The sequence below is a fragment of the Neptuniibacter sp. QD37_6 genome, assembly GCF_047778085.1.
Classification (GTDB): Bacteria; Pseudomonadota; Gammaproteobacteria; order Pseudomonadales; family Balneatricaceae; genus Neptuniibacter.
On sequence record NZ_CP180550.1, the window covers coordinates 1368263 to 1394643 of the forward strand.

Below are 26381 nucleotides of genomic sequence, written 5' to 3' on the forward strand. Positions count from 1 at the left end.
TTGTTAAAGGGTACCGTCATGTCAGACAAACCATTAGATTATCTGAATTCATGGGAACACGTTGAAGAGCTGCGTGAAACTCTTACAACAAGAGTAAATGGTAGGATTCACTCGCTAAATGACGTGTGGGAGCGCTCCTATAACAAAGCAGTGCCAGAGCGCGTAATAGATAAAGACGCCTATGCCAATCCCCATGAGGCTTTCATGGTGATGATTGAAAAGGGTATATATCCGCCACCAGAAATCATGATTGCTATTCATTCTTGTTTTAAAGCTTACGCTATGACAGGCAACCAAGCGGAGTTAGAACATTACTTCTTTGGTCCCAAGCGAAAGAGCGTTGGTAATCATGCAGCTTCTGTCATGCATGACTTCAATATCGAGGACTTCCATCTTTGGCTTGCGGGCGAGGGGGACCTTCAGGAAATTAAACGGGATGGCCTGGTTCAGAAAAAAATTGAGGAATACCTTGATATGCGCGGGCTCTACGATACCGATGTTAAAACGTTTTTGACCGCTTGTCGTAGGTGGCGGAAAAGAACCGGAAGGTATTCCGTACTAAATTCAGACCAAGGCGACAACTAAACGCTTTAGTTGTCCTCGGCTTTAGGATTTTCATGTAGATAATTCCGTATCAGTTCTCACAAAGAGCTACTGATACGGATTGGCCTTATCAGAGCTCACTACTGATATAGGTGATTACCATGAAAAGCACGATTGTGAAATCCTGCACTAAAGCCTCTTCTGTGAAGCGCGAGTTTCACAACTCTCCATTAGCTGATCCATATGCGGTAGTTCCTGCTACCGGCTTTGTTCGTATTGATCAGATCCTGAAGTTAATCCCTGTTAGCAAGAACACATGGTGGACTGGTGTCCGCGAAGGTATCTATCCAACAGGCATCAAGTGGGGCCATCGTACGACCGTTTGGAAAGCTGAAGATATCCACCAGCTTATCTCTGAATTATCGGAGGTGAAGTAATGAATAATCAGCGTCATTTATTCCTGCATGCAATTTTGGCAGGTGATTTCCGTGCAGCCCTCGTCATAGCTACTTTGTTCTGTCTGGCTACCGGCATTTTTGGCTCGGTATTTCATATTATCTATACAATCTATACAGCAGTATTACTTAACGGTCTGTTGGTTAGTGCAATCAATATGGTTGTGCTGTTGGAGGTGCCCAATGAATAAGATCAATAAGGGAGTGCCAATTATGATTAACGGGGTTGAGTATCATCTACCTGACAGCAAGGCTGGTAAGGGGCATTATGCTGGTGCTTTGGACACTATCCAGGGGCAGTTCGACGCTATGTTGAGCTACCACTGTAAAATGCTGGTGGTTAGGGTGGATCTGAAGATGAAGTACTTTACAGAGAGTAATAAAATGCTCAGTGATTTTTGGGATGCGTTGAAACGCCCATTTGCTAGTCGCTTGAATCAGAATCGCTTCGGTTATATCTGGTGTCGTGAGATGGGTGAAAGTGGAGGGCATCACTATCATGTTGTACTGCTGCTAGACGGTAATAAACATCAGACCTCTTATAAGATTATCGAGATTGTAGAAGAAATCTGGATGCGTTGGGGTCAACCTAAGCCGTACACCCCAAAGAACTGCTATTACATGGTACAGCGTGGTGATACAGAGGCTTATTTGGATGCATTTAATCGAGCTTCTTATCTTGCTAAGGTCGCAACTAAGGAAGGCCTTCCTCCGCGTAAAAATAAGTATAACGGCAGCAGACTTAAGCCCAAGGTTGACTTGGGTGTAGCTGCCTAATGATTTGGGTTTAAAGGAGATACTAATGGGATCTGGTCGCGGAAAGTATTATCGGTTTACTCGATCTGTCACAACCGATCAGGTCCCTAGCGTTGATCTGCGTTACCTGAAGAAAGAGGGGGTATTTGATGCTGGTGGTAAAGGAATCTTGAGCTGGAGCCTAGCAGGAGCTGATGTAGGGCAGGTTGCATACCATTGTGATTTGTCAGGCATCACCCTTCGTTATGGTGATCAAAGCGATGTGAAGGAGCAGAGACTGTCTTTTGATCACACGCCCTGCCACTATGGTGGCTACCGCAAGTGGTTTCTTTGCCCAGGCTGTCACAGCCGCTCTCTTGTGATGTACCTCAAAGATGGCTGCTTTGCTTGTCGAAGCTGTCATCACCTTTCATATAGATCCAGCAATGAAACCAAGTACGGAAGACTCTTACTCAAGAAGCATCGATTGGGCCGTTTGTTGTTCGATGATTATGAGTCAGGCTTCGGGTTCACCAAAACCAAGAATATGCACTGGTCAACTTTTGAGCGATTGTTACCTGAATATCAGGCATTGTGTGATCAATTGGGCTAGATCATAGATCCTAGTTAGTAACCCTTGCCTTTTCTATTAAACAGTTACATATTAGGTACTTAAGGAGTTTTCTGTGCAGATAAGTATGCGCAGTTAGTCATCAAAATGCGCATGCTCGTTTTTATCGGAGGAAAATGGCAGTGCTGTCTATAAGCTATTTAGGATCATTTTATCAAGGTCGTTCTGGCTTCCCGTGTAGTCAGAAATCACGTGAGCTCTTAATTAAAATGTTATAAGTACAAATCAACCAAAGGAAATGGTTATGACCAAAGTAGTCAAATTCAAGTGTGACGAATGTCAAACTGTCGGTACAGTAGATTTCTCAGATGTAGAGTACGAACAGGAAGCAAGCGAAGGCGGTATGGGCGCTCGCATCGAATATTGGGGCAGTTTTGAGGATTCATGTGAAAAGTGCTCAAACAGTATAAAGATTGTAGATAACTACACTGAATATCCTGCAGATAACTTTGAACCGGGAGAAACTAGCTTGACAGGAGCGTCACTGATCTGACTTGTATTAAAGGACATGCTACGAAAGCAGACTAGCGGGCTGGACCCGCTCCGCTCGCCCGTGCGCTGAGCGTTAGCTGTTTAATCGGAGAAAGGAATGAATCCTCCAGATTATAAAAACTATTCAATTAGGGAATTACTAGAGGCGCTGGACGGTGTTGATAGTGAAGAATATCCCGATCGGGCAGAATCCATTAAGAGAGAGCTTCAATACCGCCAGAAAGCAGGTTATTCCATCACGGCCTCTTCGCCAAGGGAGAATTTCTTTTCTTCGGAATTATCGTTTTATCATATAGCGCTTCCTATATGGTGGCAGTGCACTTGGCGCTACTTTGTGGGTGCTGGTTTAATCTCCCTTGTTACATATTTTCTAATTTCCATGGTCGTTGGAATGTTAGGCTTATCATTCATTGTTCTTGCGGTATCGCTTGCTGCAGTTAATTTAGCAATAACGGTGTATGTGGGTATTTTTATTACTAGGCAGGCACTTACTGCAAAGTATAAAAATTTCCATATTCAAATTGTGCCAAAACAAAGCAGCTAACAAGGCGTTTTGTATTAATGGACTAAGGATATCCAGTGAGTAAAAGAGAGTTTTTGATCGAATTGAAAGGAAATCAGCAAGCAGGGAATGGACGTTGGTGGGAGTTTTATTTTGTAAGGTACTTTGTTGGTACTGTTCTAGGCGTAGCGGTCGTATCATTCTTAAATTTTGATAAAGACTCTCCACTAAATGGAAAAATACTGCCTAATTTAACCAATATAACAGAGTTAGACTTTGCTCATTCCATAGTGCTCGGTGCAGTAGGCTTAGCATTCTGTTACATCTCTAGTGCGCCAGTACTTGTACTGCATGCTCTCCGAGGGATATTTTCTTCTAAATATAGTGATTCAATAAGATATTTTGGTCAGCTTAATTATGGTGCAGCGCAAGTTATAATATGTGTTCTCATAGCTTTGAGCTTGACCTTTTTGTCCTATGTAAGCTTTGATGAATTATTTCCTACTAAAGGCGTTCAGCTATTTACGGTTTTTTCTATATCTGCCTTTATGTTAGTTATTGGGCTACAAGTTTTTATGTATGCCTGCTCTTTGATAACCTCAAAAAAGTATGTTTTTAATTATTATAAGGTGGTGTCAAGTGAACGATCGAAGCGGCAAGAAGGCACTACAATTCATGATGAATATGTCGAGTCATATAAACATTTACGTGAGCATGGGAACGCATTCTTTATCTTGTTAATGGAGCTTGTATTTACTCTCATCCTATACTCGGTAGAGAGGCCAGAGCATTCTTTATTTATGATGTTGGTGTGGGTTACTCCTGCATGCTTTGTATGGTTTCTTGGAACATATTTAGAGTTATCGATAAAACACCTCGAGGAAAATACATAACAAGCGGCTGTTGGCGCCATTTTATGGCTAGGGCTTCTTTCCGCTGCTTCGGATCTACAAGCCAGCCCAAAGCCGGGCGTAATACTTCGTACTGGTAACTATCTGAGAATTAAGATGGAATTTAATGAAATAGATTTTAATAATGGTGTTCCCCAAGAGACAGTTGAAGATTTACTTTTTCTGTCCTTGTTGCCATTAGCTTCTGAATACGATGAAGAAAGGATTCAGGTTTTCTTCTCCGAATGTTTAGCAGCGCTTGAATTAGGTATAGGGAAACTATATGTGCTTTCTGAAAGAAACAAGCATATCGCATATAGTTTTATCTTTGATGGAGACGATTCAGAAGAAGGAGCTCCCCATATCCATATAGTGACTGTTCATAAATCAAAACAACGTTCAGGTTATGGAGGGACTTTGATGAGAGAGCTAATAAGGTCAAGAGGTAAAGAGGGGTTCACTTTAGAGTGTAAAGAGAGAACTATCCCTTTTTTTGAGAGTAATGGTTTTTCTCTTAGCCAAGTGGAGCTAGATAATATTCATTTTGCAATGACTTATGGTCTAGGATCATCACGGCCGCGTTTTAAACGTCCAAGCTTAGATGATAGTGCGTACAATCGCTACTCTATTTTTTATAAAAGGACTGCTCATAGGCTCCAAGAAAAGGGATTTATCCGTCTTGGTTCTGTATAAAAATATCAAAGAGAGCCCTTCGGGCTTGGATCGCCTCTATTTTCCGGTCCTTTATATTGGGCGTTATGCAAAGATAGAGCAATCTTTTAACCAATCAAGCATTATGAATGACATAAGAAAAGAGTTTATAGATGAGCTTATTGGGACTTCCCCAGACCTCGTAGCATCAATGTGGATTCTAAATAGGGTTCCGTATCCTTTTAATGGAGATCCAAGAGCTTTTGAAAATTGGCGACATAAACTTGCAGCTTTAGTTGAAGTTGATGCTTCTGAAATTGTTATAACTGGAAGTGGAGCCTTTGGTATTAGTTTAAACCCCAATAAAAACTATAAAGATTTTGATGATGGCTCTGATATAGATGTAGCCATCATCTCTGAGTATTTTTTCAATACATCATGGCGATTTTTGAGAAATTTAGGGTCGGATATACATAAACTTCCCCAACCTGCAAAGCAATCCGTACGCGACCATGTTCAAAAATACATATATTGGGGAACTATAGCCACGGACAAAATTTTGCCGTATTTACCTTTTGGCAAAAAATGGGCCGATGCACTCGATAAAATGGCTCAAGAACATCCAACTCAAGGTAGAAATATAAAAGCAAGAATTTATAAAGATTTTGAAAGCCTTAGAGCTTATCAGGTAAATAACCTCAAAAACCTGCGCACTCAAGAATTAGAGAAGGGAATTTGATATGTCCAAATTTTTAAATACAACGAACCGAACAGTAGTTTGGTTTAAAAAGGCTAATGACTCTGGTGATCTTCAGATGAAGCCGCCTTTTCAAAGAAATCCTGTTTGGACTTGGCCTCAAAAAAGCTACCTAATTGATAGTATTCTAAATGGCTATCCGGTACCTGAAATATATATGCAGGAATTTGTTGGTGAAGATGGAAGTGAGCAACATATTGTTATCGATGGACAACAAAGAACCAGAGCCTGTCTAGACTTTATTGAAGGAAAGTTTGTTATTAAAGATGATGAATCCCCGACTTGGGGGGGGATGAGATTTGATGATTTATCAGGAGATGATAAGAAAAAGATTTTTGGCTATACGTTTATAGTAAGACTTCTTCCAGAAATGTCTGATGATTCTATACGAGCAATATTTCAGAGGTTAAATAAAAATGTCGTTGCTCTTAATAAACAAGAGTTGAGACAGGCTACTTATTGGGGGGGCTTTATTCAGACCATGCAAGATATCTCTAATTTTAATTATTGGAGTACAACGGGTATTTTTACGCCTCTTAATATACGCAGAATGTTGGATATCGAATATATTTCTGAATTGTCTATTGCTTTATTACATGGACATCAAAACAAAAAGGAAACAATTGACAAGTATTATCAAGAGTATGAGGAGGAATTTGAACAACGAGATGATCTTATATCTACTTTTAAATCGGTTGTTTATGAACTTGAGCAAATATTCCCTGATATTAAAACCACTAGGTGGAAGAAGAAAACAGATTTCTACTCATTATTCCTATATTTTGCTTCACATGAAAGAAATCTTCCTTTATCGGAAGAATGCCGTAAGTTGGTTAGAGAGAAGCTTGATGATTTTTCTTTACAAGTAAATCAATATTTAAGCTCTGATAGGGAAAGTGATGATTTTAGTAAGCAGGTAAATGATTACGGAAAATCTATAAGAGCATCATCTGATCTTGGAAATAGAAAACGACGCCACATAGCATTATCGGAAATACTAGACGAAGTGGTAGGCGTAGTTTCATCAGTGCTACCTATATCGCAAATGACCCCGCTGCAGGACGGATTGTTTGATAGTGCAATAGATGACGAAGATGCCTAACAAAAGATGCACCGGAAAAACTATGCAAAGCGTCGTTTTTTCAGTGTTGTAAGCATTAAATCAAAAATGACTAACCAAATCAGCGAAACCCTAATAATAGGCGCTCAAGATCTGCGGATGCAATCAGCCCCGGATCTTCCTCCAATGGATCATCTACTAGAGCGGGATAATTGGCCACCATCGCAGTTCGATCCGAATAATCCTGACTGCCTCACTTACGGTACATGTTGCTGGCGGGGGTATATCGGATCATGGGAGGTAATAGGTTCTAAGCTATTTCTCAGGGAAGTCCGGGGAAAGTATAAGCTTAAGCAGGATAAGCCATTACTTGCGGTCTGGATAACAGATAACCTTGTCTACGAAACGGAGCAGGGCATTCTGATGGAACTGGTCATTGAAAAAGGTGATGTGATAGCCCAGCAGCCTTATATTGATAAGACAGAAGAATTGCATGAAGCTGGCACGAGCGGCTTTATCAGTGGCATATTGAGTATGATCTCTAGGCTATTCCGAGCTTCCTAAGCTGATTCTCACCCCTGGCCCTTCAAATTAATTTGGGGGTATATTTGGGGGTTCTTTCCTTAGGGTTTAAGGCGATATCCATTTTAATTCAAATGCTTATATGTGGTATTTGATTGAGCTAGGCGCTCTTATACTAACTAGGTATGAGTTCAGCAGGTGAGAGCATACCTGCTTGAATAGCGGTATGAATCAATTCAATATCAGTTTTCACTTCTAATTTACTTTTGATGATGTAGTAACTGTTCGCAACAGTTTTAGCGCTTATGCAAAGCGTCTCAGCTACTTCATCTTTTGTTTTTCCAGCAATCATCATTCGCAGAATTTCAAACTCTCGAGTTGATAGTTTGCTAAGGATAGCGGCTTCACCTTGCAAGCTTTCCAGAGCTAATGCCCGTGAGACATCATCACTGATAGCTAATTTCCCGTTGATAATATCTTTTACTGCTTGAATGAGTATGTCAGGGTCGCTACTTTTGGTTATGTAGCCACCGGCCCCCGCATCAACCGCTTTTTTTGCCATCGCCGGGTTTTGATGCATGCTGAAGATCAGAACTTGGGCTTTAGGGTCGTACTGGCGGATTTGTAAAAGGGTCGCTAAACCACCTTTCCCTGGTAACGACAGATCTAAAAGAACGAGGTCAGGTGAATGTTGTTGATAGAGGGAATATGCCTCTTCACCAGATTCCGCTTCAGCGATAATGTTGAAATTAGGTTCGCGATTTAGAAGTGCTCTGTAACCTTCGCGGACAATAGCATGGTCATCTACTAGAAGAATATTAACTGTGCTCATTTGATTCCTTAATTTCGCAGACAGGAATACTCGCTGCTATTTTGAGTCCGCCTAATGGTGATTTACTCAGCTCTAATTCACCATTAAGCGCATTAATCCGCTCTTTGATACCTAATAAACCATTTCCCGGTTTAATTAGAGGCTCAGGCTGAGTCATATTGCCATTATCTTGGATCGTTAACATTAGATATTTATGATCTGTTGGGTAGTAAGTTAGATGTACTTCAGCTGCACTGGCAGAGGCGTGTTTAACAATATTTGTTAAACACTCTTGGATGGTTCTTAAAATGTTTACAGCTATTGCGGCTGGAATACTGTCAATATCGCCTGCTAAAGTGATAGAACAGTTTTTATCGAAGTGCTTAGTATTCCAATCTTGAATCATCGATTTTAAGTTTTCACAGATACCTAGCTCATCTAAGTCTGCAGGTCGTAAACGAAATAGTAAGTCTTTCACCAAATCCATCATTTCTTCAGAGATCGTGTTTACCTGCTTTACTTTGGGTGATAGTTCTGGGCATTGACTATCGACTTCTAGTTGCAGGAAATGGGAGATAGCTCTTAGCCCTGTTAGGTATTGCCCCATATCGTCATGCAGCTCTCGACAGAGATAGCGTCTCTCGTTCTCTTGGATGTTTAGGAGCTTGTATGAGAGTTCTTTACGGTCATCTAAGGTTTCTTTAAGGCTGGCTGCTAAGTTATTTATCGCGGTAGCCGTTTCTTGCCACTCTTTGATATGTGAGTGAGGAATTTGGGCGCTTAGATTGCCTTTTTGCATCTCATTTAATACTCGGTGAGTTTTTTTGAGAGGCTTTAAAATCAAGCGCAGGAACAGGTATAGAAGTAAGCTTAAAATTGTGACTACAATGATGGAAAATTTCATCAAAGTGATTATGTTTTGCCACGCATTATCTAATAAAACAGGTTTGCTTGGAGAAACAACGATGTCGCCATTAATACCAATTGTAGAGGTGATCTTTGCGCGGGTTTCCTCTGCTGAAGTGAACAGTGCGAGATAAAATTTTTCAAACCATAAAGGCCATGCTTCCTCTGTGTGTTCTCCTGTACAGAGACTGCGTGTGATATCTCCTGTATCTGTTTCAAAGGAAACACAGAACCCAGTGAAGCCCGCAGAGTGCTTCCAAAGAAAAAAGTCTGGGAAGTACTCTGGCGCCATTACATCGTTTTGAACTTTTAAAACCTGAAATTCGAGTTGTTGCTTTACGATAGCGGAGATCTCTAGCGCATGTTTCCGTGAGTCCGCATCTGTCTTATATAAAGCTATAAATGCAGAGATAAGTAGTGCCGCCATTCCCGAAATAGCCACAAGAGAAATGAGCAGAAAGTTGAGTTTTATTGACTTCATCAGTAAACAGAATCTTTGTCTTTGGAATCTATGCCTTAAAAGAATGTTTCATATTGTAGGTAGATAACGTGTTTGTGTATCGGGCAATAAACCCGCTTTTTGTGGTCAAGTTCACTCTGTTGATTTTTAAAAGGAAAAGTTAGTTTAGTTCTATGCTTAAGTAATCAAAGTCGATCTTACTTTGATCGATTTATACGACATTATAGGTATTAAGGAATCACTTATGCGAGTGTCAAACCAGCTTTTAGGATTAATGCTTGGGAGTATCTTATCCCAAGTTGTGTTTGCCGATGATTGGGCGACCTATGGTAATGGTTTGGACAATCAGCGCTTTAGTTCTCTTAAAGAAGTAAACCGAACCAATGTAGAAAAACTTCAGTTGGCATGGAAGTTCGATAGCGGTATGAAAGCGAGTTTTCAAACGAGCCCTATAAAAGTCGGTGATTATCTTTATATATCGACTCCTTTCAATCATGTCGTCGCGCTGGATGCAGGAACTGGCGAACAAGTGTGGCGTTATGAGCATCCAAAACCGAAAAAGAAAAGTTGTTGCGGTCCAGCAAATAGAGGTGTAGCTGTAGCGAAAGGCAAGGTTTTTCAGGCAACTATAGATGGACAGCTGATCGCATTAGATCAAACCACGGGCGAACTGGTTTGGCAGAACAAAGTCGAAGATTTAGAACTTTCAGTTCAGGAAAGCATCGATGGATTGTTACAGGGAATGGATCTTGGTGAAGATGCAAAGATTACCGGTGGCACAAGCCATAGTTTCAATATGGCCCCTCAGGTTTACAAGGATATGGTAATCGTCGGTAGTACTGGGGCTGGGTATGGTTTACATCTTGATACTGAAAAAGGGCTAAGGGTTGTTGGTATTGGCGATGGCCGGACGGGATTGCGTGGTTTTCTATCTGCCTTTGATATGGAGACCGGTAAGGAGTTGTGGCGTTGGTACAGTGTTGATGGTGAGCACTGGGTGGGCGATTGGCAAGAAACCACAACAAGTGGCTTAACGCTTAATCGTGATATTCCAGCGGAAAAAACGGCTGCTCAAAGGTTTAAACATAGTTGGAAACTCGGCGGTGGGTCTATATGGACCACGCCAGCCATAGATGAAGAAACCGGTTGGTTGTTCGCCGGCACAGGAAACCCCGCGCCTAATATGGACAGTTCCACTCGACCGGGTGATAACTTGCATACCTCGAGTATTGTGGCGATTGATAGCAAAAATGGAGAGCTGAAATGGTCCTTCCAGCAAGTGCCACATGACCGTTGGGGATACGATGTTTCAAGTCCTCCAGTGTTATTTGAAACTGTTGTGGCTGACAAAACTGTAAAAGCAGTAGGACAAGCGGGAAAAACCGGGTGGTTCTATGTACTTAACAGAGAAACCGGAGAGTTGCTGTTTAAATCCGATCCTTTTGTGCCTCAAAATAATTTATTTGCTGATCCAACTGAGGAGGGGGTAACTATTGCTCCGGGTATCGCAGGTGGTAGCAATTGGTCTCCAGTATCACTCAATCCAGATAAGCAGCAAGTCTATATTGCAGGTATTCATATGCCAGCAACCTATTACCGCAAGCCTTTAAAACTTAATGCTGAATTACCTTGGCAAACTTATAGCTATTTTGAATTCGATGAAACTCAGCGTTATGGAACCCTAACAGCGATTAACTTAAATACAGGTCAAGTGAATTGGCAGAAAAAAACGCGCTTACCCATGCTAGGCGGAACCTTAGCAACCGCAGGCGGTTTGGTTTTCAGTGGCGAGGGTGATGGTGAATTTTTTGCCGTAGATGAGACCAATGGCGAAAAGTTATGGTCCTATAAACAGTCCTATGGTGTTAATGCGCCAGCGGTCAGTTATAGCCACAATGGTCGTCAATACATTGCCGTTGCCGCTGGTGGAAATAAGATTGCTGGCTACCCCACAGGGGATAGTTTGTTGGTATTTAGTTTGCCTCGATCAGCTAAATAAATTAGTAGTATTAGATATCGCTCATAATTGAATGTGTAAGGATGCTTGGTATGTACAATCCTGTGCAATATAAAGTTCTGCTCTACTGGGCTTTATTATTTGGTGTGATTCTTTTTGGCTTCTATGTCGGTTGGGATCAAGGAGTGCTGTTGGAGATCATTCAGCAAGATCAAACCCGCGTCTGCATATTTATCTTAGTATTGCTTGTAGGTATGAGCTGCCATTGTGCTTATCGCAGCTTTTATCTCTCCAAACAGTTCTCGATGTTGGATCATTACTATATCCGCCGCCAAGATACGGGGTTAACCCCCGAGGAAAAAGCTTTTCCAGACGGTCTCTCTCTTTCACAGGATTACCTGTTCAATGTGTCTGATGAAGAGTTACATGACCAAAACGCTGATAAAGGGCTATTAGCGGAGTTACTTGTTGAAGGGGCTCGAGGCTCTCATCAGGTTGGCTGGTTTGTCGTAGGTGTCATGGTCAAGTTGGGGCTCTTAGGTACGGTGATTGGTTTTATCATCATGCTGAGCTCTGTTTCTGGCTTGGAGAATCTAACGATTGATGATGTTAAAACCTTAATGCAGCAGATGACCGATGGTATGGGCATCGCCATGAGCACCACCTTGATTGGTTTAACCTGCAGCATGTTATTAAGTGTTCAATATCTTTTGCTTGATCGTATGGCTGATCGTTTTGTGGCTTTAAGCATCACCTTAGGTCAGCAAAAAAATAGTGCTGCAGAAAGCGAGCCTGCGTCATGAAACTTTTTGGTCAGCGATCTAACTTCGAAATAGATCCGTTTACCGATCTGCTTTTCAACGCATTGCTGACTTTTACCTTTTTGTTTTTGGTTGCACTGTTACTGCTCAATCCGCCGGCCAAGTCGGGGATTATTGATCCCAAAGCTGAGTTTATTATTACGGTGAGCTGGCCGGATGGAAGCCCTAACGATATTGACGTTTGGGCTTTAGGTCCCAAAGGTGAAAAGGTTTACTACAAGCGGACACAACAAGGTCTGATGCATTTGGATCGAGATGATCGCGGCAACGCCAATGATACTCAGGTGATTGATGGAAAAACGATTACGAATCCAATCAATCAGGAGGTACTGACGATACGAGGTCGGCCTCCAGGTGAGTATGTGATCAACTTACATTACTTCAAAAGTGAAAATGACGAGCCTGTGCCGGTGACCGTCTATCTGGCAGAGGTGAATCCAGTACTTAAGGTTATAAGTTACACCACTGAAACCTTGGCAGCTGAAAATGATGAGCTGACAGCCTTGCGTTTTACCCTGAATACGCAAGGTAAAGTAACCAATATTAACAAACTGCAAAAAAGCATTATTAAGGCGAATCAGAAATGAATGAAGAACTCCTAGTGCTGACATTGGCTTATGTGTTTTTAACGGCACTGTTATTGTTGGCGGTGATCAGTGGGCGATTAAAGTGGCCGGTTAAAGCGGGTCTCGTTGTCATTGCATTGTTTTTCTATGGTTGTAGCTATGTGGGTTGGAAACAAAGTCAGGGCTGGCCTAGCCCAACAGCTTTACCTGATAAGTTCCTATTTCACTATGCGGTGATTGAAGAGCCAGATAAGCAAGCCAATCGCGACGGTGATATTTACATTTGGCTTACCGATCTGAAAAATGATGAGCTGGACGAAAAGCCTAGAGCCTTCCGAATCGATTATGATCAAGCGACCCATGGTGCTGTTGAAGAAGCGTTAAAGAAAACTAAAAGTGGACAGCCTCAGCTAGGGCAGCCTTCAAAACGTTTTACTAAACCTTCAGATGCAAAACGTAAGGATGCTTTGGGGCAAAAGTCTCCGCTGCTTAATTTTACTCAAGTCCCTGATCCCGCTCTACCGGAGAAATAAACTGTGATTATGCGAATTACTTTTTTTCTGGCGAGCTTGATATTAGCGGGTTGTAGCGCTGATATTCCTGACACAGATTATTTCCCTTTGCAGAAAGGTGTTGTTTGGGAATATCAGGTTAACGAGTTATTTGGCTCTCGACAGAGCCAGCGTGAGTTTACAATCGAGAATCTCGGAGAAACCCAATTTAAAGATGGAGAGGTTTTTGCTGAAGATACGATAAGTGTGCGTCATACCAGTGACGGCACCGATTACTATATTCTCAAAGATGATACAGGGGTTTATCGAGCTGGACGTCGTACATTGATTGAATACCAACCAAGGTTTGAAAAGTCTCTCGTTAGAATCTTACCCAATAATAAAGATCTTGAAGTAGGTCGTAGTTGGACGGTACCTACCAAGCCTTATGCTTTACATGCGACTGCTTCCTTCGCAGTACCTGATCCACGTAAACGTGATATTAATTTACAGTTTGAAATTAAGTCAGTTACAGATACCGTTGAAGTTCCTGCAGGAACTTTTGAGCGTTGCATCAGGGTTGAAGGTACGACAGTGTTAACACTCTATGTTGACCCTAAACTAGGGTATCAGGATATCCTGATTACCCAGACTGAATGGTATGCCCCGGGCGTTGGTTTGGTGAAACTTGTACGAGAAGAACCCTTAAGTATGGAGTTATTTAAGGGTGGAGTGATCAGTTACGAATTATCTCGTTTTGATCCATAAAACAGTTTTCTTCCGAAACCTGGCTAATATGTTATGGTGGATAACATATTGAAACAGAAGGAAGTAAACCGTGGATATGGATCTAACTTCACTACAGACTCGAGTTATTGGTTGTTTGTTGGAAAAAGAGATAACGACACCCGATCAATATCCTCTGTCACTTAATGGCCTAACAACCGCTTGTAATCAGAAAAGTAATCGAGAGCCTGTTCTATCACTTGATGAGAGCGAGGTTCAAAACCTACTTGATGAGCTTAAAGAGAAACGCTTCGTGCGTGATGAGAGCGGTTTTGGCAGCCGAGTATCTAAGTTTAAGCATCGTTTCTGCAACACCGAGTTCAGCGACCTTCAATTTACTTCACAACAACTTGCAGTTATTTGTGTGCTTTTCCTTCGTGGCCCGCAAACACCAGGTGAATTAAGAACTAGAACAAGTCGCTTATGCGAATTTAAAGACGTATCTGAAGTGGAAGATACGTTGACTAGTTTAGCGGATCACCCTATGGGTTCTTTGGTTCAGCGTTTAGCACGTGAACCGGGCAAGCGGGAATCACGTTATGCCCATCTTTTCAGTGGTGCAGTTGAAAATGCTGATGTTGATATGGCCGCAACGGATACTGACGATCACAATCTTACTTTGCAGCAAAGAATTGCAAGGCTAGAGCAAGAGGTCGCTGATCTCAAACAAGAGATTATCACGTTAAAAAATTCATCAGATATTGATTAAGTCTAAGCGACCACCGCTAACTCCCTTCAGGCTACCTTTATGATTTTAGGTATGTTCATTTTGTTTGCTTTCCTCATCTTGGGGGAAGCAATCAGCTATCTGCTGCAGTTGCCTGTTCATGGTGCTGCAATCGGTATGTTACTCATCACGCTATGGTTAATGATCAGAGGCTCCGTAAGTGACGAACTTGCAAAAGCAAGTCAGCAATTGATTTCCTCTCTGGTTCTTTTTGTCGTTCCTGGTGTTGTTGGTGTGTTCTTTTTAGGAGAGCAATTTAAAGGTGAATGGTTAAATCTTGGTTTGGCGTTAGGTGTGGGGACCTTACTGAGTGTTTTGACATCTTTACTATTAGTGAAATTTGGTCGATTGGAGCAAAGCCAAGATGACTGAAAATTCACTATCAAGCCTGATACCGCACTTCCTTGAAACGCCTTTATTTGTAATCGGACTTACGTTGTTTTCCTTTGTTTTAGGCGGATATTTCTTCAATAAAGTGGGAAAGCCCGTTTGGTGTCCGGCAATGTTATTAGCGGCTTCATTCTTGGCACTGTTTCTATTTGGATTATCGATTAGTTACGAAGAGTACTACTCAGGGGCAAAATGGTTATCTGTACTTATTGCACCAACTACGGTCGCTTTAGGCGTGCCCCTGTATCAACAGAGCCATCATATCCGAGCTGCATGGCGACAAATTTTGTTAACGGTACCTATATCCGCAAGCTTAGCTGTTGTTTATGCCGTCTTGATCGCTTTCAGCTTAGGTTCTAGTGATCAGGTGCTGGCTTCAATTGCACCAAAATCAGTTACGGCGCCAATAGCTATAGGTTTAACGGAACAGCTGGGTGGTTCTGTAGCATTAATGATGGGGGGGTTATTAGCGACAGGCGTGTTTGCTGTGTTTTTCGTTGATCTATTAGCTTCAAGATTAAACGTCACCGATGAGCGTTTAGTTGGCTTAGTGTTAGGCATTAACGGTCATGCCGTTGGCACTATCAGGGCTTTTGAAATCAGCCCTGTTGCCGGAGCATTCTCATCTCTGGGTATGGGATTAACCGGTATTTTTACCGCAATATTTTTGCCTTTTGTCTGGCCCTACTAATTTTAAAATAACGAATCTTTCTTAAACCGGCACTTGCCGGTTTTTTTTATGTTGTAGGCAGTTTTAGACGATTTTATAAAGATTTTTAAAGGTATAACTTTATGATTTTATTGTAAAAATTGTGACTATAATCAAAAGGTTCTATTTCCTTAACAAATCTGCCGGTTTTTTAAGTTTGATTTAAGAAAGCTTGTTTATACTTCCAATAAAACTAGCGTAGATTTTGATCGGACCGACTTAATGTTGATACGAATTATTTTATTACTGTCCGTGCTGTTAGCACCTTTAGCACAAGCTCAAGAGCTAAGTGCGGATGAAGTATTAAAGCTAGTCAAAGATGGCAAAGTAATGCCTCTTGAAGAGATCTTATCGCTCCATCCAGAGATTAGTGACGCAAGATTATTGGATCTATCCCTCAGCCGCGAAGGTGAGGACAGTTATGTGTATTCGGTGGAAGTTATCAATAAAAGTAACTCTGTAGTGGAGTTTGAGATTGATGCAGTAACCGGTTTGTTCCTCCAAGAGCAGTTTGAAGAGTAGGGCTATGAAGATTTTATTAGTTGAAGATGAAATCGCACAAGTTGAAGCCTTAAAGCCGGTTTTAAAACGAAGTGGTTATGCGGTTGAAGAATCTTATGACGGTGAAGATGCGTTGTTTCGAATTAAAGAGGAATCATTCGATGCGATTGTTTTGGATCTTGGTTTGCCCAAGTGTTCGGGCTTAGAGGTACTTCAACAGATGCGTGCTCTAGGTGATATGACACCGGTTTTAGTATTAACCGCTCGTGATAGCTGGCAGGAGCGTGTTGATGGTCTTAAAGCAGGCGCAGATGATTATTTAGGTAAGCCGTATCACGCTGAAGAATTGTTAGCGCGTTTAGAGGCGTTGATTCGACGCTATTTCGGCAGAGCATCTCAAGTTATTTCGGTGTGCGGTTTGTCCTTGGATCCAGATACACAGCAAGTGCAGGATAAGGATGGAAATTCCATTCAGCTTACGGGTATAGAGTTTCGGCTACTTAGATATCTCATGTTGAATCCTGGAAAGGTATTTTCAAAAGCTCACCTTAGCGAGCATGTCTACGAAGAAGAGCAAATGCGAGACAGTAACGTTATCGAGGTTTATGTTAATAGACTCAGACAGCGTTTTGGCAAAGGGATTATCGAGACCCTTCGTGGTCAGGGGTACAGGTTAAAGGGCTAAGCCATGACTCGAGTGACCTCATTAGAGCAGCGCATCCGAAACCGATTATTACTGGTGGTCTTGCCACTATTAATGGTCTTGGTTTTTATTATTGATCGCAGTGTTCACATTCTTGTAGATGATTTGGTGGTCAGTCGTCTTAAGCAGGATGCTGAAAGCTTGATTACATCTATTGATAAAAAAGACTCTGCTTGGCAGGTCGATGAGAAATATTTACCGACTGTTTACCAGCGTGTCCGCTCAGGCCATTACTTCATTTTAAGCTGGAACAAAGAGCAAATCCGCTCTCGATCTTTGTGGGATACCGTAATTGATGTTTCGGTTTTTTCTTCCGGTGACACAGAAGAATATCAATATTTCGAGAATGCGGGTGAAAGGTGGTTGGTCTATCAAGAAGCGTTCACCAAAAAAGGCCAAAAATTTAGTTTGTGGGTGGCTGAAGATATCACCTTGATTGAACAGAAGCAGCGATTCTATGAGTGGATTTTAGTTGCGGTCGCCGGAATATCTATCTTTGGCTTTATTCTATGGCAACGCTATGTCATTCGGACGGGTTTTAATCGCCTAGTTCCCGTTCAGGAGGCGATTGAAAACAATAAAAATACCGGTGAATTGAGCTTCCCTGAAGATGTCCCGCAAGAGATATCAGGGTTGGTTGAGTCTATTCGAAAATTGGTGTCAGGTTCAGAAGAACAGTTGTCTCGTTCACGAATGGCGTTGGGTAATTTAGCGCACGAACTTAAGAAGCCTCTACAAGAATTAAAGATACATGCATCAATGTTGACTGATACTGCGCAGCGACAAGCCATAGATAAGAGCATTGAACAATTACATCGCCGAATTGATTCCGAATTGAGGCGCGCAAGGATCTCCGGTGCACCGATGCCGGGTTACTTGTTTTCGTTCGCTGAAGAGTTGCCTCACTTAGAGATCCTATTGAACCAGATTCATGACAGGGCTCTGTCGCTAGACGTAGATACTGAGTATGACAAACTGCCTTTTGACAGAGACGACATGTTGGAGCTGTTAGGAAATCTGCTGGATAACGCATGGAAGTATGCGCAGTCAGAAGTACGAATTACGGTAGAAGCGGTTGGTAGTCATTGGTTCATTTATATAGACGATGATGGTACAGGGATCTGTGAAAGTAAGATCGAACAGGCGAATAAGCGAGGTATCAGGGTTGATGAAAATGAACATTTGCCTGGTCACGGCCTAGGGTTGTCTATCTGTGAGTCAATCGCACGAGTTTATGAAGGAAGTCTAACTCTATCAGCCAGTGAGTTAGGTGGTTTACGAGTAAAAGTTGAGCTAGTTAAGAAGCTTTGATAAGGGGTTAAGGGTGATGAAACGAGCATTGATGGCAATGTTTTTTGTAGGGTATGCCGGAACCATCGCTGCCAGTAATGATATTGGCACTGTGGCTATCTACAGTGATGGCAAAGTAGAGAAGCTTATAGAAAAAGGCACTGGTTGGGAGGTTTGGGAAGACCAGAGAAAGCGATTATATAAACGATCAATTCACCCTGTTGTACCTGTTTTGAGTTATCAAAAGTATCCGGATCGCACTCAAGGCTATTCGCACACATTGAAGTTCGGATCGCCTGAAACTTTGATCCCGTTTGGAAAGGATGATGCAGCTCAGTTTGAAATGAATCGTCAAAGCTCTAAATCAGGCAACTCCATTCGTCATTGGCATTGTACTTATCAAGGTGAAGGTCTCTTCAAGCTGAAAAAGAAAAAGTACAAAACCAACAAGTATAACTGTGCTCGCTCGGTTTTTTGGAAAGAGGTGATCGCCAAGGTCAGGGAAACTCATGATATTGAATACGCTCCTGAATTAGGTCTGGTTGTAGAGCGTAAAGTGAGAGGCCGTTCTGGAAAACCGAAGCGAGTGGAATTGGAAGCCCTGTTAACACCAGAAAGAGCGACAGCAAAGAGAATATCCCGAATTGTTTACAAATTACGTAAACAAAAGTGAGGTGAAAAATGATTGATCTGAATCGTGTCAAAAGAAGCTATATCACGCGTAACGTTAACTTTGATGATGTTACTGACGTTGCGGAATTGTTGCCTGAGACAGGAGATCTCTTATTAGCGAGAGTGGATCGTATTCGTCAGCACACCCGGATTGAGAACCCTTATGGACGCCGTGAGCACCTTTTTGTGGATGATCTTATTATTGTCGCTGCGGGTGATCGTTATGCCACGGATCAGTTTTATGCCAAGTCCCCGGAACAGCTAGGTAAAACTCAACTCGTTGCTGCCGGTGGTATTGCCGGAGATGTAATTAGTAAAAGCACTCAGGTGAAAGCCGCGACTGAAATTACCGTTTTAGGGGTGTTAGTTAATAGCCAAGGGCAGAAAATTAACTTAGAGAACTACAGTACGCTTAAAGATGCTTATCTGCATCCATCGGCTAATGAAATGCCTGTTTTGTTGGTGGTCGGCAGTGATATGAACAGTGGTAAAACCTCGATGGTGTCTTCGTTAATTAATGGCTTTAGCAAAGCCGGTTTTAAGGCTGCAGCTGCAAAATTAACAGGTACAGGGTCAGGGCCTGACTATTGGAAGATGGTTGATGCTGGGGCTTTTCAAGTGAAAGATTTCCTTGATGCGGGTTACCCAACCACAGTTAATCTAAGTGAAATAAAGTTAGTTCAGTTGCTTCAAAGATTAAAAATGGATGCGGTTCAAGCTGATGCGGATCTATTGGTTGTTGAATTAGCAGATGGGGTTTTACAGCCACAAAACAAAGCTCTCATAGCGAACGGCCGTTTGCTTAAGGAAGTAAGCGCATCGATGATCGCTGCAGATAGCTCAACCGCCGCCGCATTTTGTGCTGAAAAGATGATTGAAGCTGGATTTCCTATTTATGGCTTAGGTGGTTTATTCACACGTGCAGAATTATGTGTGGATGAAGTACAAGATAGCCTTGGTTTACCTATTTATAGCTTGGATACTTTGCGTAAAGTGAGCACAGCGAAGGCATTGATGGCTAGTTTGGAGAGGGATCATAGTTATGTTACCTCCTATGCTATCTAAACAACGTTGGAAGGGAATAGGTGGCTTGATCCTAATTGGATTGATACAGACTGCCTGTTTCCTAGGCTTAATGACCTTAGCTAAGGATCAGTTGGGACACGAGCAGTTTTCTTTAGATCTGGGTATTACATCAATTGTGTTAGCTGCAATTTTCGGATTAGCAGCGGCCAGATATTGTGAACGTTATTTCGCTGAACGTATGGCTCAAGCTTATATCTGTGAGTTACGAAATACAGTTTATAAACACACTTTGGCACTACCCGTGAGTGATGAAGCTCTTAACAGGGGTGGTACTTTATTGCGGTTGACTGGGGATATGACGCCTATTCGCAATTGGATGGTGCAAGGTATTGCTCCATTGCTTGTATTGGGAATTTGGTTATTAGCTGCATTTATCGCGCTCAGTCAGATTCATTGGACTTTGTTAGTAACAGCTTTTATACCGTTGGCTTTTGCTGTCTTAGGGAATTTTTATTTAGGTAAGGGCTTATATTATTCGACGGTGAGTGTAAGGCGTGAAAGAGGGCGTTTAATAAATGCGACTAATGAGCGATTAGCCCTCTTTAAATTAATCAGGTTATTTAACCAATCAGGAAAAGAACAGCGTAAGTTTTCTCGTAGTGCTGATCGATTAAAAACACGTCAGATGCGTAAAGCACATGCGTCTTCTCTTATCAGAGGCTTTAACGAAGCAATTCTACTTATATCTGTGCTTGTTATCGTAATGCAGGGGTTAAATCTTAGTCAGGCAGGGCTTATTGCAGAAACTTATATTCCTGTGTTGCTAGTAGCGTCTTTGTATTTAGTTAATCAGCTTAGAAGGCTTAGCCGCTTGTATGAGCTGTGGACCTTAAAAAAGGTGTCCGAAGATAAGTTAGGTGCGTTTTTGCAGCGCGATATCGTAGGTCAGCAGAGTAAACGTCGATTGCCAAAAAAGGCTTTTAAAGTTGAGTCAAAAGGCATGGCCGTTAAGCAGCGTTTCAGCCCAATCTCTTTTGTAATTAGTGAACAAGACCGCTTGTTGTTACGAGGTGATCAAGGAGTAGGCAAGAGCTCATGCATGGAGGCTTTAGCAGGATTAGTTCCTATTACGAATGGGAAACTCAGATTTTGTGGCCGAAGAAGTTCAGCGATTCATCCATCGATCTGGGCTCAAACGGTCTCACTTGTAAGTCCAGAGCTTCCTCTACTGAAAGGAACGCTAAGTAGTAATCTTTTCTATGGTGCAAGGAAAAGGTCAGAAGAGTTTACACAGCAGGTTCTTGCAACAACCGGTTTACAGGCATATTGCTCTGATGAAGGAAACGAATTAAAAATCGGTGAGAGGGGGGCAAATCTGCCCAGCAATTTGAGGTTTAGGGTTCAGCTCGCAAGAGCTTTGCTAAGGCGCCCAAAACTATTGCTTATCGATTCTGATGTTGCGTTAAAAAGCCCTGATATTAGAAACATGTTGGTAGATGTGTTCAATCGCTTTGATGGAGCTATTGTTATTGCCGAGGAGCTGGAGGAGTTAATAGCTCTGACTAATGGTGAGATTAAAGTTTCAGCAAGTGACGATGCTAAACCTAGCAATGTTGTTGAATTTCCAAGAGGGATGAATCATGAGCTTGCTTGAAATACCTGCTCCAGGCTCTGCTGTTCGTTGTATTTACCCGTCGGTTAAATCATTACCTGCGCGGCTATACCGTCCAAAACAGCTGAAGGATGATACTCAGGTCATTGTTGCGGTGCATGGAATTTCCCGGCAGTACGATGATCAGTTGGAAGCTTTTAGAATCCTTGCTGATAAATTTGGCTGTTGGTTGGTCGTGCCCGAGTTTGAAAAAGCAATCTTTCCACAATATCAGAAGTTATCTAAAGGCCCTTTTATGCCACGTGCTGATATTGCGTTGAATACGCTTCTGATCGCATTTAGAAAACATGTGGGGTTGCCGGAATTTAAAATTAAATTGTGTGGATATTCGGGTGGCGCACAGTTTGCGCACCGATATGCCCTTTTCCACCCAAACAAAATAGCCTCGCTGGTGATATGTAGTGCAGGTTGGTACACCATTCCTAATCATGAAGATACCTACCCTTATGGGTTAAGAGACATACCTAAATGGATGGGGAAAGCGCAATTAGACCGAATGCTAACACTACCTTTAATGGTGGCCGTAGGGGAGCAGGATACGGTGCGTGATAAAAGTTTAAGGACTGGGGCACGCGTAGATAAAGCACAAGGAATGAATCGGCTTGAACGTGCCCATACTTGGTTTAAAGAATTGACTGAATTGAAAGGCCAATTATTAGATGTAACTAACTCACGTCTTTGTGTCTTACCCGAGCAGGGGCATGACTTTGCGGGTAGTTTTTTTGCTAGTGGATTAAAGACTTGTATTGACCAGTTTTGGTCAGAATGTAATCGGAGATAAAGATGACAACTTTGAAAACAATACTTGGGATGAGTGCAATAGTTATGCTGGTGGGTTGTCAGGTTAAGCCTAGCGATGGTCCTTTAACTCGCTTGAGTGGATCAGAAATAAAGGCATTGTTTGTAGGAAAGACTGTTGAATCCTTCAATGTTATATCTGGTAGTAGCAGTTTCACGTACTACGCTGCAAATGGGCAGATTCAGCAAGAGCGATACTGGGAAGAAAGAAAGGGCATCTGGAAAGTAAATAACAAAGATGAAATCTGTTTAAGCATGGAAGGAAAAGAGTTTCGTTGCCGAGGCATCTATCGAGAAGGGGATAAGATCTATAAATATAGATTGAGCGATACAGGGCAGTTAGAGAAGGTTATTCGGTATAGACAGTTTATCGATGGAAATACGCTGTAATAAAAAAAAACCCGGCTTGCCGGGGATTTTTTTGTGCTTAGCCGCGCTTCTGAAGCGCTTCAATTCGCTTATCAAGCGGAGGGTGGCTAGACATCAATTCCATCAGGCCAGACTTCATATGGCTGCTAATACCAAAGGCAGTTAGCTGGCCAGGCATCTGATCTGGCATTTCATATTCAGCTTTCAAACGTTGCAGTGCACCGATCATCGCATGGTTACTAGATAGATCAGCGCCTGCTTCATCTGCTCTGAACTCGCGGTAACGAGAGAACCAAGAAACAATAAACGAAGCCAAAATTCCAAAAATGATTTCGAAGACAATTACTGTAATGAAGTAACCAATACCAGTACCTGGCTGGCTTTCTTCATCGTTACTTTTTAGGAAGCTATCTACTGCATAACCAGCAATTCGCGCAAAGAACATTACAAAAGTATTTATAACGCCTTGAACTAAGCTCATTGTAACCATATCACCGTTAGCTACGTGGCCAATTTCATGCGCCATTACTGCTTTTACTTCCTCTTTCTGGAAGCGCTGCAACAGACCTAAGCTCACAGCAACTAATGCGTCATTCTTGTTCCAGCCCGTTGCAAATGCGTTTGCTTGTTGAGCAGGGAAAATACCGACTTCCGGCATTTTAATACCCGCTTTTTCTGAAAGCTCAGCAACAGTATCTAAAAGCCATTGTTCATCAGAGTTACGTGCTTGGGTAATGATCTCTGTACCTGTTGTCATTTTCGCCATTTTCTTAGATAGGAATAGCGAGATAAATGAACCTGCAAAACCGAAGACTGCACAGAAGATCAGCAAACTGGTCATATTAAGGCCAGCACCGGAAACATAGTGGTCAACACCCAGTAGATTAAGGGTAATGCTGGCAACGATTAGCACAGCGATGTTAGTTAATAGAAATAAGCCGATACGCATCATAAGTGAAAGATTTCCTATTGTTTAAGCTCATTGCTTAGATAGGGGTGAATGATAAAAGTTTCAAGTCTATTTGTCCTGTTATTGCTGGTGTCCATTTACGCCCGAGCCTATAATTTAGCCCCTTTTTATGACCCTTTGGATACAGGATCTCAGATGCAGCAAATCTTAACAGTCGTAAAGCAGCAAATACCATTAGCAATGGGTGAATCGCGCCGGATTTTTCATGGTCGTGGGCACTGTTTTCCGGGGTTTGAACATCTGGTAATTGACTGGTTTCCTCCTTATGCCGTAGCTAGGTTGTATAAAGAAGTTGAACCTGAGTGGGTTACTGAATTAAGCGACACTTTAAAGAGTGTAGATGAAATCGAAGGCTTGGTGATTCAGCAGCGCTCTCGAGGTAAAGAAGCGCAGCAAAATGTTGCTTGGGGCTCAGTGCCTGAGCAGATGAATACGATGGAACTTGGCCTGTTTTATCAGGTCAAACCTCAACGCAATCAAAATAGTGGTTTGTTTTTGGATATGCGTGAGGGGCGTAAATGGGTGATGCACAATGCGGGCGGTAAACGCGTGCTAAACTTATTCTCATATACTTGCGCTTTCTCGGTTGCAGCCCTTGCTGGTGGTGCTGATCAGGTAGTGAATGTAGATATGTCCAGGGGCGCTATCAATACCGGTCGGGAAAACCACCTTTTAAATGGTATAGAAGGAGACCGAGTTAAATTTTTGGCGTACGATCTCTTTAGGTCTTGGAAGCGAGTACGGCAGTACGGTCCTTACGATTTGATTGTAATAGACCCGCCAAGTTTCCAGCCGGGAAGTTTTGTTGCTGAAAAAGATTATCGTAAAGTTATTCGTCGTTTGAATGAATTAACTAAAGAGGGTGGGCAGGTTTTGGCTTGTCATAACGACCCGAAAAATGGCACTGAGTTTTTAAAGAACTTGATGTTAGAAGAGTGCCCAGATTTTAAGTTTGTAGAACGTTTAAAAAATCCGGAAGATTTTCCAGAAGCTGAACCCGAAAAAAGCCTTAAAGTGTTGTTATATGTAAGGGAGAACTGAGTGGAGTTAATTTGTATTGATTTGGAAGCAAGTGGGTTAGGCGCTGAGTCTTATCCTATCGAAATCGCTTGGATTAATGATGAGACAGGCGAACAAGATAACTTTCTGATTAATCCAGATTCTGCAGCCGGATGGCAATATTGGGATGAATATGCTGAAGAGATGCACGGCATAGAGCGAGAAGAAGCGGTAAGCAAAGGTCTTGATATTAAGCAGGCTTGTTCACGTTTAAATCAAAAGCTTAAAGGTAAAACGCTGATTAGCGATGCATTTGAATTTGATCTATTTTGGTTAACTCGTTTATTTGAAGCGACGGGCATTCAGCCGAGTTTCCGGATGGCGGGGTTAGATCGAATATTGAGTAAAGAACAGCTTATTCAGTTTGGCTTTTTGGCCAAAGCTCAATTTCGTCGTCATCGTGCGTTGCAAGACGTAAGAGATATTATCTCTTGCATTAAAGCTGTTACAGCAACGGGTACTGAACCGGTTTAATTGCTAAATAAACAAAAAGGCAGCCTAGTCTGCCTTTTTTAATTATGAAGTAAACGTTAGTCTGCTAAACCGTCCAAGCCTGATTCAAGATTCAGCGCTTCATCTAGGTTATCTGCTGTATCTGCTGAAATACCCGCTAGCGTAGCTACATCTTGAGGGAAACTACCCTGTAGAGTTTCTAAGTTGTCTTGGTTGCGGATAGCTGAATTCACAACGCAAGCTAGATTGACCACTGCAGCCAGTGCTGATGGCTCTTCGAAAGAGGTTGCTTGTTTGTGTTGGCGAACAGCAATGCCTAGCTCTTTCGGAAAGCTCCACATATCTAATAAAGCTTGTCCTGCTTCAGGCGCTGTGAAGCCTAAGTGCTCGATTTCTGCGTCACAGCGGCTGCAACTTGAATTATCTATTGTTGCTTGAATTTCCTGTGCTCGCGTTGGTTGAGATAGGTGTAATAGAAGACGACCAATGTTATGAATTAAGCCAGCGGTAAAGGCAATGTCAGGATCAACTTCTGTATCTCGTTCAGCAAACCATTTTGATAGAGCTGCCACGCGGAATGATTCGCTCCAGAATTTCTTCAGGTCTAACCCTTCCACTTCCTTAACAGAGCCAGCAATACCCGAAGCGATAACAAGCGTTTTAAGTCGCACCATGCCAAGCATTACGACTGCTTCATCAATAGATGAAACTTTGCGTCTTAGACCGAAATGGGCAGAGTTTACGAGGCGCAGAATTTTTAAAGACAGTGTCTGATCTTGTGCAACTTTTTCAGCAATTTCGCCATAATCTGCAGCAGGGTTGTTTAATTGCTGAATTAACTGTCTTACGACTTCAGGAACGTTGGGCAGTTTGTCTGTTTGCTCAAGTAGTTCGCGAATCTCCATGTATACTCCTTAGAGATAAGATTCATATGATTGAGCTTATTTAACACCCATACCTGTATCAACATAAAGCTCTAATTAGATAATTAGAGATCTATGTGATT

34 protein-coding genes are annotated in these 26381 nt (G+C 42.1%); 30 read left to right on the forward strand and 4 right to left on the reverse strand.

What is annotated here, in order from left to right; all coding sequences use genetic code 11:
* The first annotated feature begins 18 nt into the window (after nt 1-18).
* The 12 genes from ACMXYO_RS06330 (at nt 19) to ACMXYO_RS06385 (ending at nt 7280) form a co-directional block, all read left to right on the forward strand.
* On the forward strand, nt 19-585 hold the full coding sequence (locus ACMXYO_RS06330; protein WP_415887687.1) for a hypothetical protein: 567 nt from the start codon (nt 19-21) through the stop codon (nt 583-585).
* A gap of 119 nt (nt 586-704) precedes the next feature.
* Complete coding sequence (locus ACMXYO_RS06335) at nt 705-980, forward strand: helix-turn-helix transcriptional regulator (RefSeq protein ID WP_415887688.1); 276 nt, start codon at nt 705-707, stop codon at nt 978-980.
* Nucleotides 980-1189, forward strand: a complete 210-nt coding sequence (locus ACMXYO_RS06340; RefSeq protein WP_415887689.1) for a hypothetical protein — start codon at nt 980-982, stop codon at nt 1187-1189. Before ACMXYO_RS06335 ends, ACMXYO_RS06340 begins: the two co-directional genes overlap by 1 nt.
* A complete protein-coding gene (locus tag ACMXYO_RS06345) occupies nt 1182-1775 on the forward strand; it encodes an inovirus-type Gp2 protein (RefSeq protein WP_415887690.1) in 594 nt (197 codons plus the stop codon). Before ACMXYO_RS06340 ends, ACMXYO_RS06345 begins: the two co-directional genes overlap by 8 nt.
* 25 nt (nt 1776-1800) lie before the next feature.
* The gene (locus ACMXYO_RS06350) at nt 1801-2346 is read left to right on the forward strand and encodes a hypothetical protein (RefSeq protein WP_415887691.1); all 546 of its coding nucleotides are present in this window, start codon (nt 1801-1803) and stop codon (nt 2344-2346) included.
* A 262-nt stretch (nt 2347-2608) separates the two neighbouring features.
* Entirely contained in the window at nt 2609-2857 is a 249-nt protein-coding gene (locus ACMXYO_RS06355; protein WP_415887692.1) for a hypothetical protein, read from the forward strand.
* 96 nt (nt 2858-2953) lie between these two features.
* Nucleotides 2954-3400: a hypothetical protein gene (locus ACMXYO_RS06360; protein ID WP_415887693.1), complete on the forward strand. Its 447-nt coding sequence runs from the start codon at nt 2954-2956 to the stop codon at nt 3398-3400.
* Between the two features lie 35 nt (nt 3401-3435).
* Nucleotides 3436-4251, forward strand: a complete 816-nt coding sequence (locus tag ACMXYO_RS06365) for a hypothetical protein (RefSeq protein WP_415887694.1) — start codon at nt 3436-3438, stop codon at nt 4249-4251.
* A gap of 114 nt (nt 4252-4365) precedes the next feature.
* Nucleotides 4366-4941, forward strand: a complete 576-nt coding sequence (locus ACMXYO_RS06370; protein ID WP_415887695.1) for a GNAT family N-acetyltransferase — start codon at nt 4366-4368, stop codon at nt 4939-4941.
* Entirely contained in the window at nt 4928-5638 is a 711-nt protein-coding gene (locus tag ACMXYO_RS06375; RefSeq protein ID WP_415887696.1) for a hypothetical protein, read from the forward strand. Before ACMXYO_RS06370 ends, ACMXYO_RS06375 begins: the two co-directional genes overlap by 14 nt.
* Before the next feature lies 1 nt (nt 5639).
* Entirely contained in the window at nt 5640-6758 is a 1119-nt protein-coding gene (locus tag ACMXYO_RS06380) for a DUF262 domain-containing protein (protein ID WP_415887697.1), read from the forward strand.
* A 66-nt stretch (nt 6759-6824) separates the two neighbouring features.
* Complete coding sequence (locus ACMXYO_RS06385) at nt 6825-7280, forward strand: hypothetical protein (RefSeq protein WP_415887698.1); 456 nt, start codon at nt 6825-6827, stop codon at nt 7278-7280.
* A 133-nt stretch (nt 7281-7413) separates the two neighbouring features.
* On the opposite strand, the gene ACMXYO_RS06390 is transcribed toward ACMXYO_RS06385, so the two are convergent.
* Together ACMXYO_RS06390 and ACMXYO_RS06395 are read right to left on the reverse strand one after the other, a co-directional pair.
* Nucleotides 7414-8070, reverse strand: a complete 657-nt coding sequence (locus ACMXYO_RS06390) for a response regulator (RefSeq protein ID WP_415887699.1) — start codon at nt 8068-8070, stop codon at nt 7414-7416.
* Nucleotides 8057-9382 (reverse strand): HAMP domain-containing sensor histidine kinase, encoded by a 1326-nt coding sequence (locus tag ACMXYO_RS06395; protein WP_415887700.1) that lies wholly within the window; start codon nt 9380-9382, stop codon nt 8057-8059. Before ACMXYO_RS06395 ends, ACMXYO_RS06390 begins: the two co-directional genes overlap by 14 nt.
* Nucleotides 9383-9659: 277 nt before the next feature.
* Here ACMXYO_RS06395 and ACMXYO_RS06400 point away from each other — a divergent pair, with 277 nt between their 5' ends.
* The 16 genes from ACMXYO_RS06400 to ACMXYO_RS06475 all read left to right on the forward strand — a co-directional run bounded on the left by ACMXYO_RS06400 (nt 9660) and on the right by ACMXYO_RS06475 (nt 22914).
* Nucleotides 9660-11414 (forward strand): pyrroloquinoline quinone-dependent dehydrogenase, encoded by a 1755-nt coding sequence (locus tag ACMXYO_RS06400; protein ID WP_415887701.1) that lies wholly within the window; start codon nt 9660-9662, stop codon nt 11412-11414.
* A 50-nt stretch (nt 11415-11464) separates the two neighbouring features.
* Complete coding sequence (locus tag ACMXYO_RS06405) at nt 11465-12175, forward strand: MotA/TolQ/ExbB proton channel family protein (RefSeq protein ID WP_415887702.1); 711 nt, start codon at nt 11465-11467, stop codon at nt 12173-12175.
* A complete protein-coding gene (locus tag ACMXYO_RS06410; RefSeq protein WP_415887703.1) occupies nt 12172-12780 on the forward strand; it encodes a hypothetical protein in 609 nt (202 codons plus the stop codon). Before ACMXYO_RS06405 ends, ACMXYO_RS06410 begins: the two co-directional genes overlap by 4 nt.
* Complete coding sequence (locus ACMXYO_RS06415) at nt 12777-13292, forward strand: hypothetical protein (protein WP_415887704.1); 516 nt, start codon at nt 12777-12779, stop codon at nt 13290-13292. Before ACMXYO_RS06410 ends, ACMXYO_RS06415 begins: the two co-directional genes overlap by 4 nt.
* A gap of 9 nt (nt 13293-13301) precedes the next feature.
* Nucleotides 13302-14018 (forward strand): hypothetical protein, encoded by a 717-nt coding sequence (locus ACMXYO_RS06420; RefSeq protein ID WP_415887705.1) that lies wholly within the window; start codon nt 13302-13304, stop codon nt 14016-14018.
* 76 nt (nt 14019-14094) lie between these two features.
* The gene (locus ACMXYO_RS06425) at nt 14095-14745 is read left to right on the forward strand and encodes a YceH family protein (RefSeq protein WP_415888077.1); all 651 of its coding nucleotides are present in this window, start codon (nt 14095-14097) and stop codon (nt 14743-14745) included.
* 39 nt (nt 14746-14784) lie between these two features.
* A complete protein-coding gene (locus tag ACMXYO_RS06430) occupies nt 14785-15135 on the forward strand; it encodes a CidA/LrgA family protein (protein WP_415887706.1) in 351 nt (116 codons plus the stop codon).
* Nucleotides 15128-15844: an LrgB family protein gene (locus ACMXYO_RS06435; protein ID WP_415887707.1), complete on the forward strand. Its 717-nt coding sequence runs from the start codon at nt 15128-15130 to the stop codon at nt 15842-15844. Before ACMXYO_RS06430 ends, ACMXYO_RS06435 begins: the two co-directional genes overlap by 8 nt.
* A 240-nt stretch (nt 15845-16084) precedes the next feature.
* Entirely contained in the window at nt 16085-16384 is a 300-nt protein-coding gene (locus ACMXYO_RS06440) for a PepSY domain-containing protein (protein ID WP_415884135.1), read from the forward strand.
* Between the two features lie 4 nt (nt 16385-16388).
* On the forward strand, nt 16389-17048 hold the full coding sequence (locus tag ACMXYO_RS06445; RefSeq protein ID WP_415887708.1) for a response regulator transcription factor: 660 nt from the start codon (nt 16389-16391) through the stop codon (nt 17046-17048).
* A gap of 3 nt (nt 17049-17051) precedes the next feature.
* Nucleotides 17052-18377 (forward strand): sensor histidine kinase, encoded by a 1326-nt coding sequence (locus tag ACMXYO_RS06450; RefSeq protein WP_415887709.1) that lies wholly within the window; start codon nt 17052-17054, stop codon nt 18375-18377.
* A gap of 16 nt (nt 18378-18393) precedes the next feature.
* Nucleotides 18394-19029, forward strand: a complete 636-nt coding sequence (locus tag ACMXYO_RS06455) for a hypothetical protein (RefSeq protein ID WP_415887710.1) — start codon at nt 18394-18396, stop codon at nt 19027-19029.
* 8 nt (nt 19030-19037) lie between these two features.
* Nucleotides 19038-20093 (forward strand): hypothetical protein, encoded by a 1056-nt coding sequence (locus ACMXYO_RS06460; protein WP_415887711.1) that lies wholly within the window; start codon nt 19038-19040, stop codon nt 20091-20093.
* Nucleotides 20071-21708, forward strand: coding sequence for an ABC transporter transmembrane domain-containing protein (locus ACMXYO_RS06465; protein WP_415887712.1), 1638 nt, complete (start codon nt 20071-20073; stop codon nt 21706-21708). The genes ACMXYO_RS06460 and ACMXYO_RS06465 overlap by 23 nt, the downstream gene beginning before the upstream one ends.
* Nucleotides 21695-22507 (forward strand): alpha/beta fold hydrolase, encoded by an 813-nt coding sequence (locus tag ACMXYO_RS06470; protein WP_415887713.1) that lies wholly within the window; start codon nt 21695-21697, stop codon nt 22505-22507. The genes ACMXYO_RS06465 and ACMXYO_RS06470 overlap by 14 nt, the downstream gene beginning before the upstream one ends.
* Nucleotides 22508-22509: 2 nt before the next feature.
* Nucleotides 22510-22914: a hypothetical protein gene (locus ACMXYO_RS06475; RefSeq protein WP_415887714.1), complete on the forward strand. Its 405-nt coding sequence runs from the start codon at nt 22510-22512 to the stop codon at nt 22912-22914.
* Between the two features lie 37 nt (nt 22915-22951).
* On the opposite strand, the gene htpX is transcribed toward ACMXYO_RS06475, so the two are convergent.
* On the reverse strand, nt 22952-23845 hold the full coding sequence (gene htpX / locus ACMXYO_RS06480) for a protease HtpX (protein ID WP_415887715.1): 894 nt from the start codon (nt 23843-23845) through the stop codon (nt 22952-22954).
* A 153-nt stretch (nt 23846-23998) separates the two neighbouring features.
* Here htpX and ACMXYO_RS06485 point away from each other — a divergent pair, with 153 nt between their 5' ends.
* Entirely contained in the window at nt 23999-24904 is a 906-nt protein-coding gene (locus tag ACMXYO_RS06485) for a class I SAM-dependent methyltransferase (RefSeq protein WP_415887716.1), read from the forward strand.
* Nucleotides 24905-25396 carry an exonuclease domain-containing protein gene (locus ACMXYO_RS06490; protein WP_415887717.1) on the forward strand — a complete coding sequence of 164 codons (492 nt, stop codon included), beginning with the start codon at nt 24905-24907 and terminating at the stop codon, nt 25394-25396.
* Between the two features lie 56 nt (nt 25397-25452).
* On the opposite strand, the gene ACMXYO_RS06495 is transcribed toward ACMXYO_RS06490, so the two are convergent.
* Nucleotides 25453-26280: an HDOD domain-containing protein gene (locus ACMXYO_RS06495; protein ID WP_415887718.1), complete on the reverse strand. Its 828-nt coding sequence runs from the start codon at nt 26278-26280 to the stop codon at nt 25453-25455.
* Between the last annotated feature and the right edge of the window lie 101 nt (nt 26281-26381).

Coding starts and splice junctions, on each gene's coding strand:
- ACMXYO_RS06475 (WP_415887714.1), top strand. CDS start 22,510: ATGACAACTTTGAAAACAATACTTGGGATGAGTGCAATAGTTATGCTG.
- ACMXYO_RS06330 (WP_415887687.1), top strand. CDS start 19: ATGTCAGACAAACCATTAGATTATCTGAATTCATGGGAACACGTTGAA.
- ACMXYO_RS06465 (WP_415887712.1), top strand. CDS start 20,071: ATGTTACCTCCTATGCTATCTAAACAACGTTGGAAGGGAATAGGTGGC.
- ACMXYO_RS06425 (WP_415888077.1), top strand. CDS start 14,095: ATGGATCTAACTTCACTACAGACTCGAGTTATTGGTTGTTTGTTGGAA.
- ACMXYO_RS06430 (WP_415887706.1), top strand. CDS start 14,785: ATGATTTTAGGTATGTTCATTTTGTTTGCTTTCCTCATCTTGGGGGAA.
- ACMXYO_RS06420 (WP_415887705.1), top strand. CDS start 13,302: ATGCGAATTACTTTTTTTCTGGCGAGCTTGATATTAGCGGGTTGTAGC.
- ACMXYO_RS06445 (WP_415887708.1), top strand. CDS start 16,389: ATGAAGATTTTATTAGTTGAAGATGAAATCGCACAAGTTGAAGCCTTA.
- ACMXYO_RS06335 (WP_415887688.1), top strand. CDS start 705: ATGAAAAGCACGATTGTGAAATCCTGCACTAAAGCCTCTTCTGTGAAG.
- ACMXYO_RS06495 (WP_415887718.1), bottom strand. CDS start 26,280: ATGGAGATTCGCGAACTACTTGAGCAAACAGACAAACTGCCCAACGTT.
- ACMXYO_RS06385 (WP_415887698.1), top strand. CDS start 6,825: ATGACTAACCAAATCAGCGAAACCCTAATAATAGGCGCTCAAGATCTG.
- ACMXYO_RS06380 (WP_415887697.1), top strand. CDS start 5,640: ATGTCCAAATTTTTAAATACAACGAACCGAACAGTAGTTTGGTTTAAA.
- ACMXYO_RS06410 (WP_415887703.1), top strand. CDS start 12,172: ATGAAACTTTTTGGTCAGCGATCTAACTTCGAAATAGATCCGTTTACC.
- ACMXYO_RS06415 (WP_415887704.1), top strand. CDS start 12,777: ATGAATGAAGAACTCCTAGTGCTGACATTGGCTTATGTGTTTTTAACG.
- ACMXYO_RS06440 (WP_415884135.1), top strand. CDS start 16,085: ATGTTGATACGAATTATTTTATTACTGTCCGTGCTGTTAGCACCTTTA.
- ACMXYO_RS06485 (WP_415887716.1), top strand. CDS start 23,999: ATGCAGCAAATCTTAACAGTCGTAAAGCAGCAAATACCATTAGCAATG.
- ACMXYO_RS06355 (WP_415887692.1), top strand. CDS start 2,609: ATGACCAAAGTAGTCAAATTCAAGTGTGACGAATGTCAAACTGTCGGT.
- ACMXYO_RS06455 (WP_415887710.1), top strand. CDS start 18,394: ATGAAACGAGCATTGATGGCAATGTTTTTTGTAGGGTATGCCGGAACC.
- ACMXYO_RS06395 (WP_415887700.1), bottom strand. CDS start 9,382: ATGGCGGCACTACTTATCTCTGCATTTATAGCTTTATATAAGACAGAT.
- ACMXYO_RS06370 (WP_415887695.1), top strand. CDS start 4,366: ATGGAATTTAATGAAATAGATTTTAATAATGGTGTTCCCCAAGAGACA.
- ACMXYO_RS06405 (WP_415887702.1), top strand. CDS start 11,465: ATGTACAATCCTGTGCAATATAAAGTTCTGCTCTACTGGGCTTTATTA.
- ACMXYO_RS06435 (WP_415887707.1), top strand. CDS start 15,128: ATGACTGAAAATTCACTATCAAGCCTGATACCGCACTTCCTTGAAACG.
- htpX (WP_415887715.1), bottom strand. CDS start 23,845: ATGATGCGTATCGGCTTATTTCTATTAACTAACATCGCTGTGCTAATC.
- ACMXYO_RS06400 (WP_415887701.1), top strand. CDS start 9,660: ATGCGAGTGTCAAACCAGCTTTTAGGATTAATGCTTGGGAGTATCTTA.
- ACMXYO_RS06340 (WP_415887689.1), top strand. CDS start 980: ATGAATAATCAGCGTCATTTATTCCTGCATGCAATTTTGGCAGGTGAT.
- ACMXYO_RS06350 (WP_415887691.1), top strand. CDS start 1,801: ATGGGATCTGGTCGCGGAAAGTATTATCGGTTTACTCGATCTGTCACA.
- ACMXYO_RS06470 (WP_415887713.1), top strand. CDS start 21,695: ATGAGCTTGCTTGAAATACCTGCTCCAGGCTCTGCTGTTCGTTGTATT.
- ACMXYO_RS06450 (WP_415887709.1), top strand. CDS start 17,052: ATGACTCGAGTGACCTCATTAGAGCAGCGCATCCGAAACCGATTATTA.
- ACMXYO_RS06390 (WP_415887699.1), bottom strand. CDS start 8,070: ATGAGCACAGTTAATATTCTTCTAGTAGATGACCATGCTATTGTCCGC.
- ACMXYO_RS06460 (WP_415887711.1), top strand. CDS start 19,038: ATGATTGATCTGAATCGTGTCAAAAGAAGCTATATCACGCGTAACGTT.
- ACMXYO_RS06345 (WP_415887690.1), top strand. CDS start 1,182: ATGAATAAGATCAATAAGGGAGTGCCAATTATGATTAACGGGGTTGAG.
- ACMXYO_RS06360 (WP_415887693.1), top strand. CDS start 2,954: ATGAATCCTCCAGATTATAAAAACTATTCAATTAGGGAATTACTAGAG.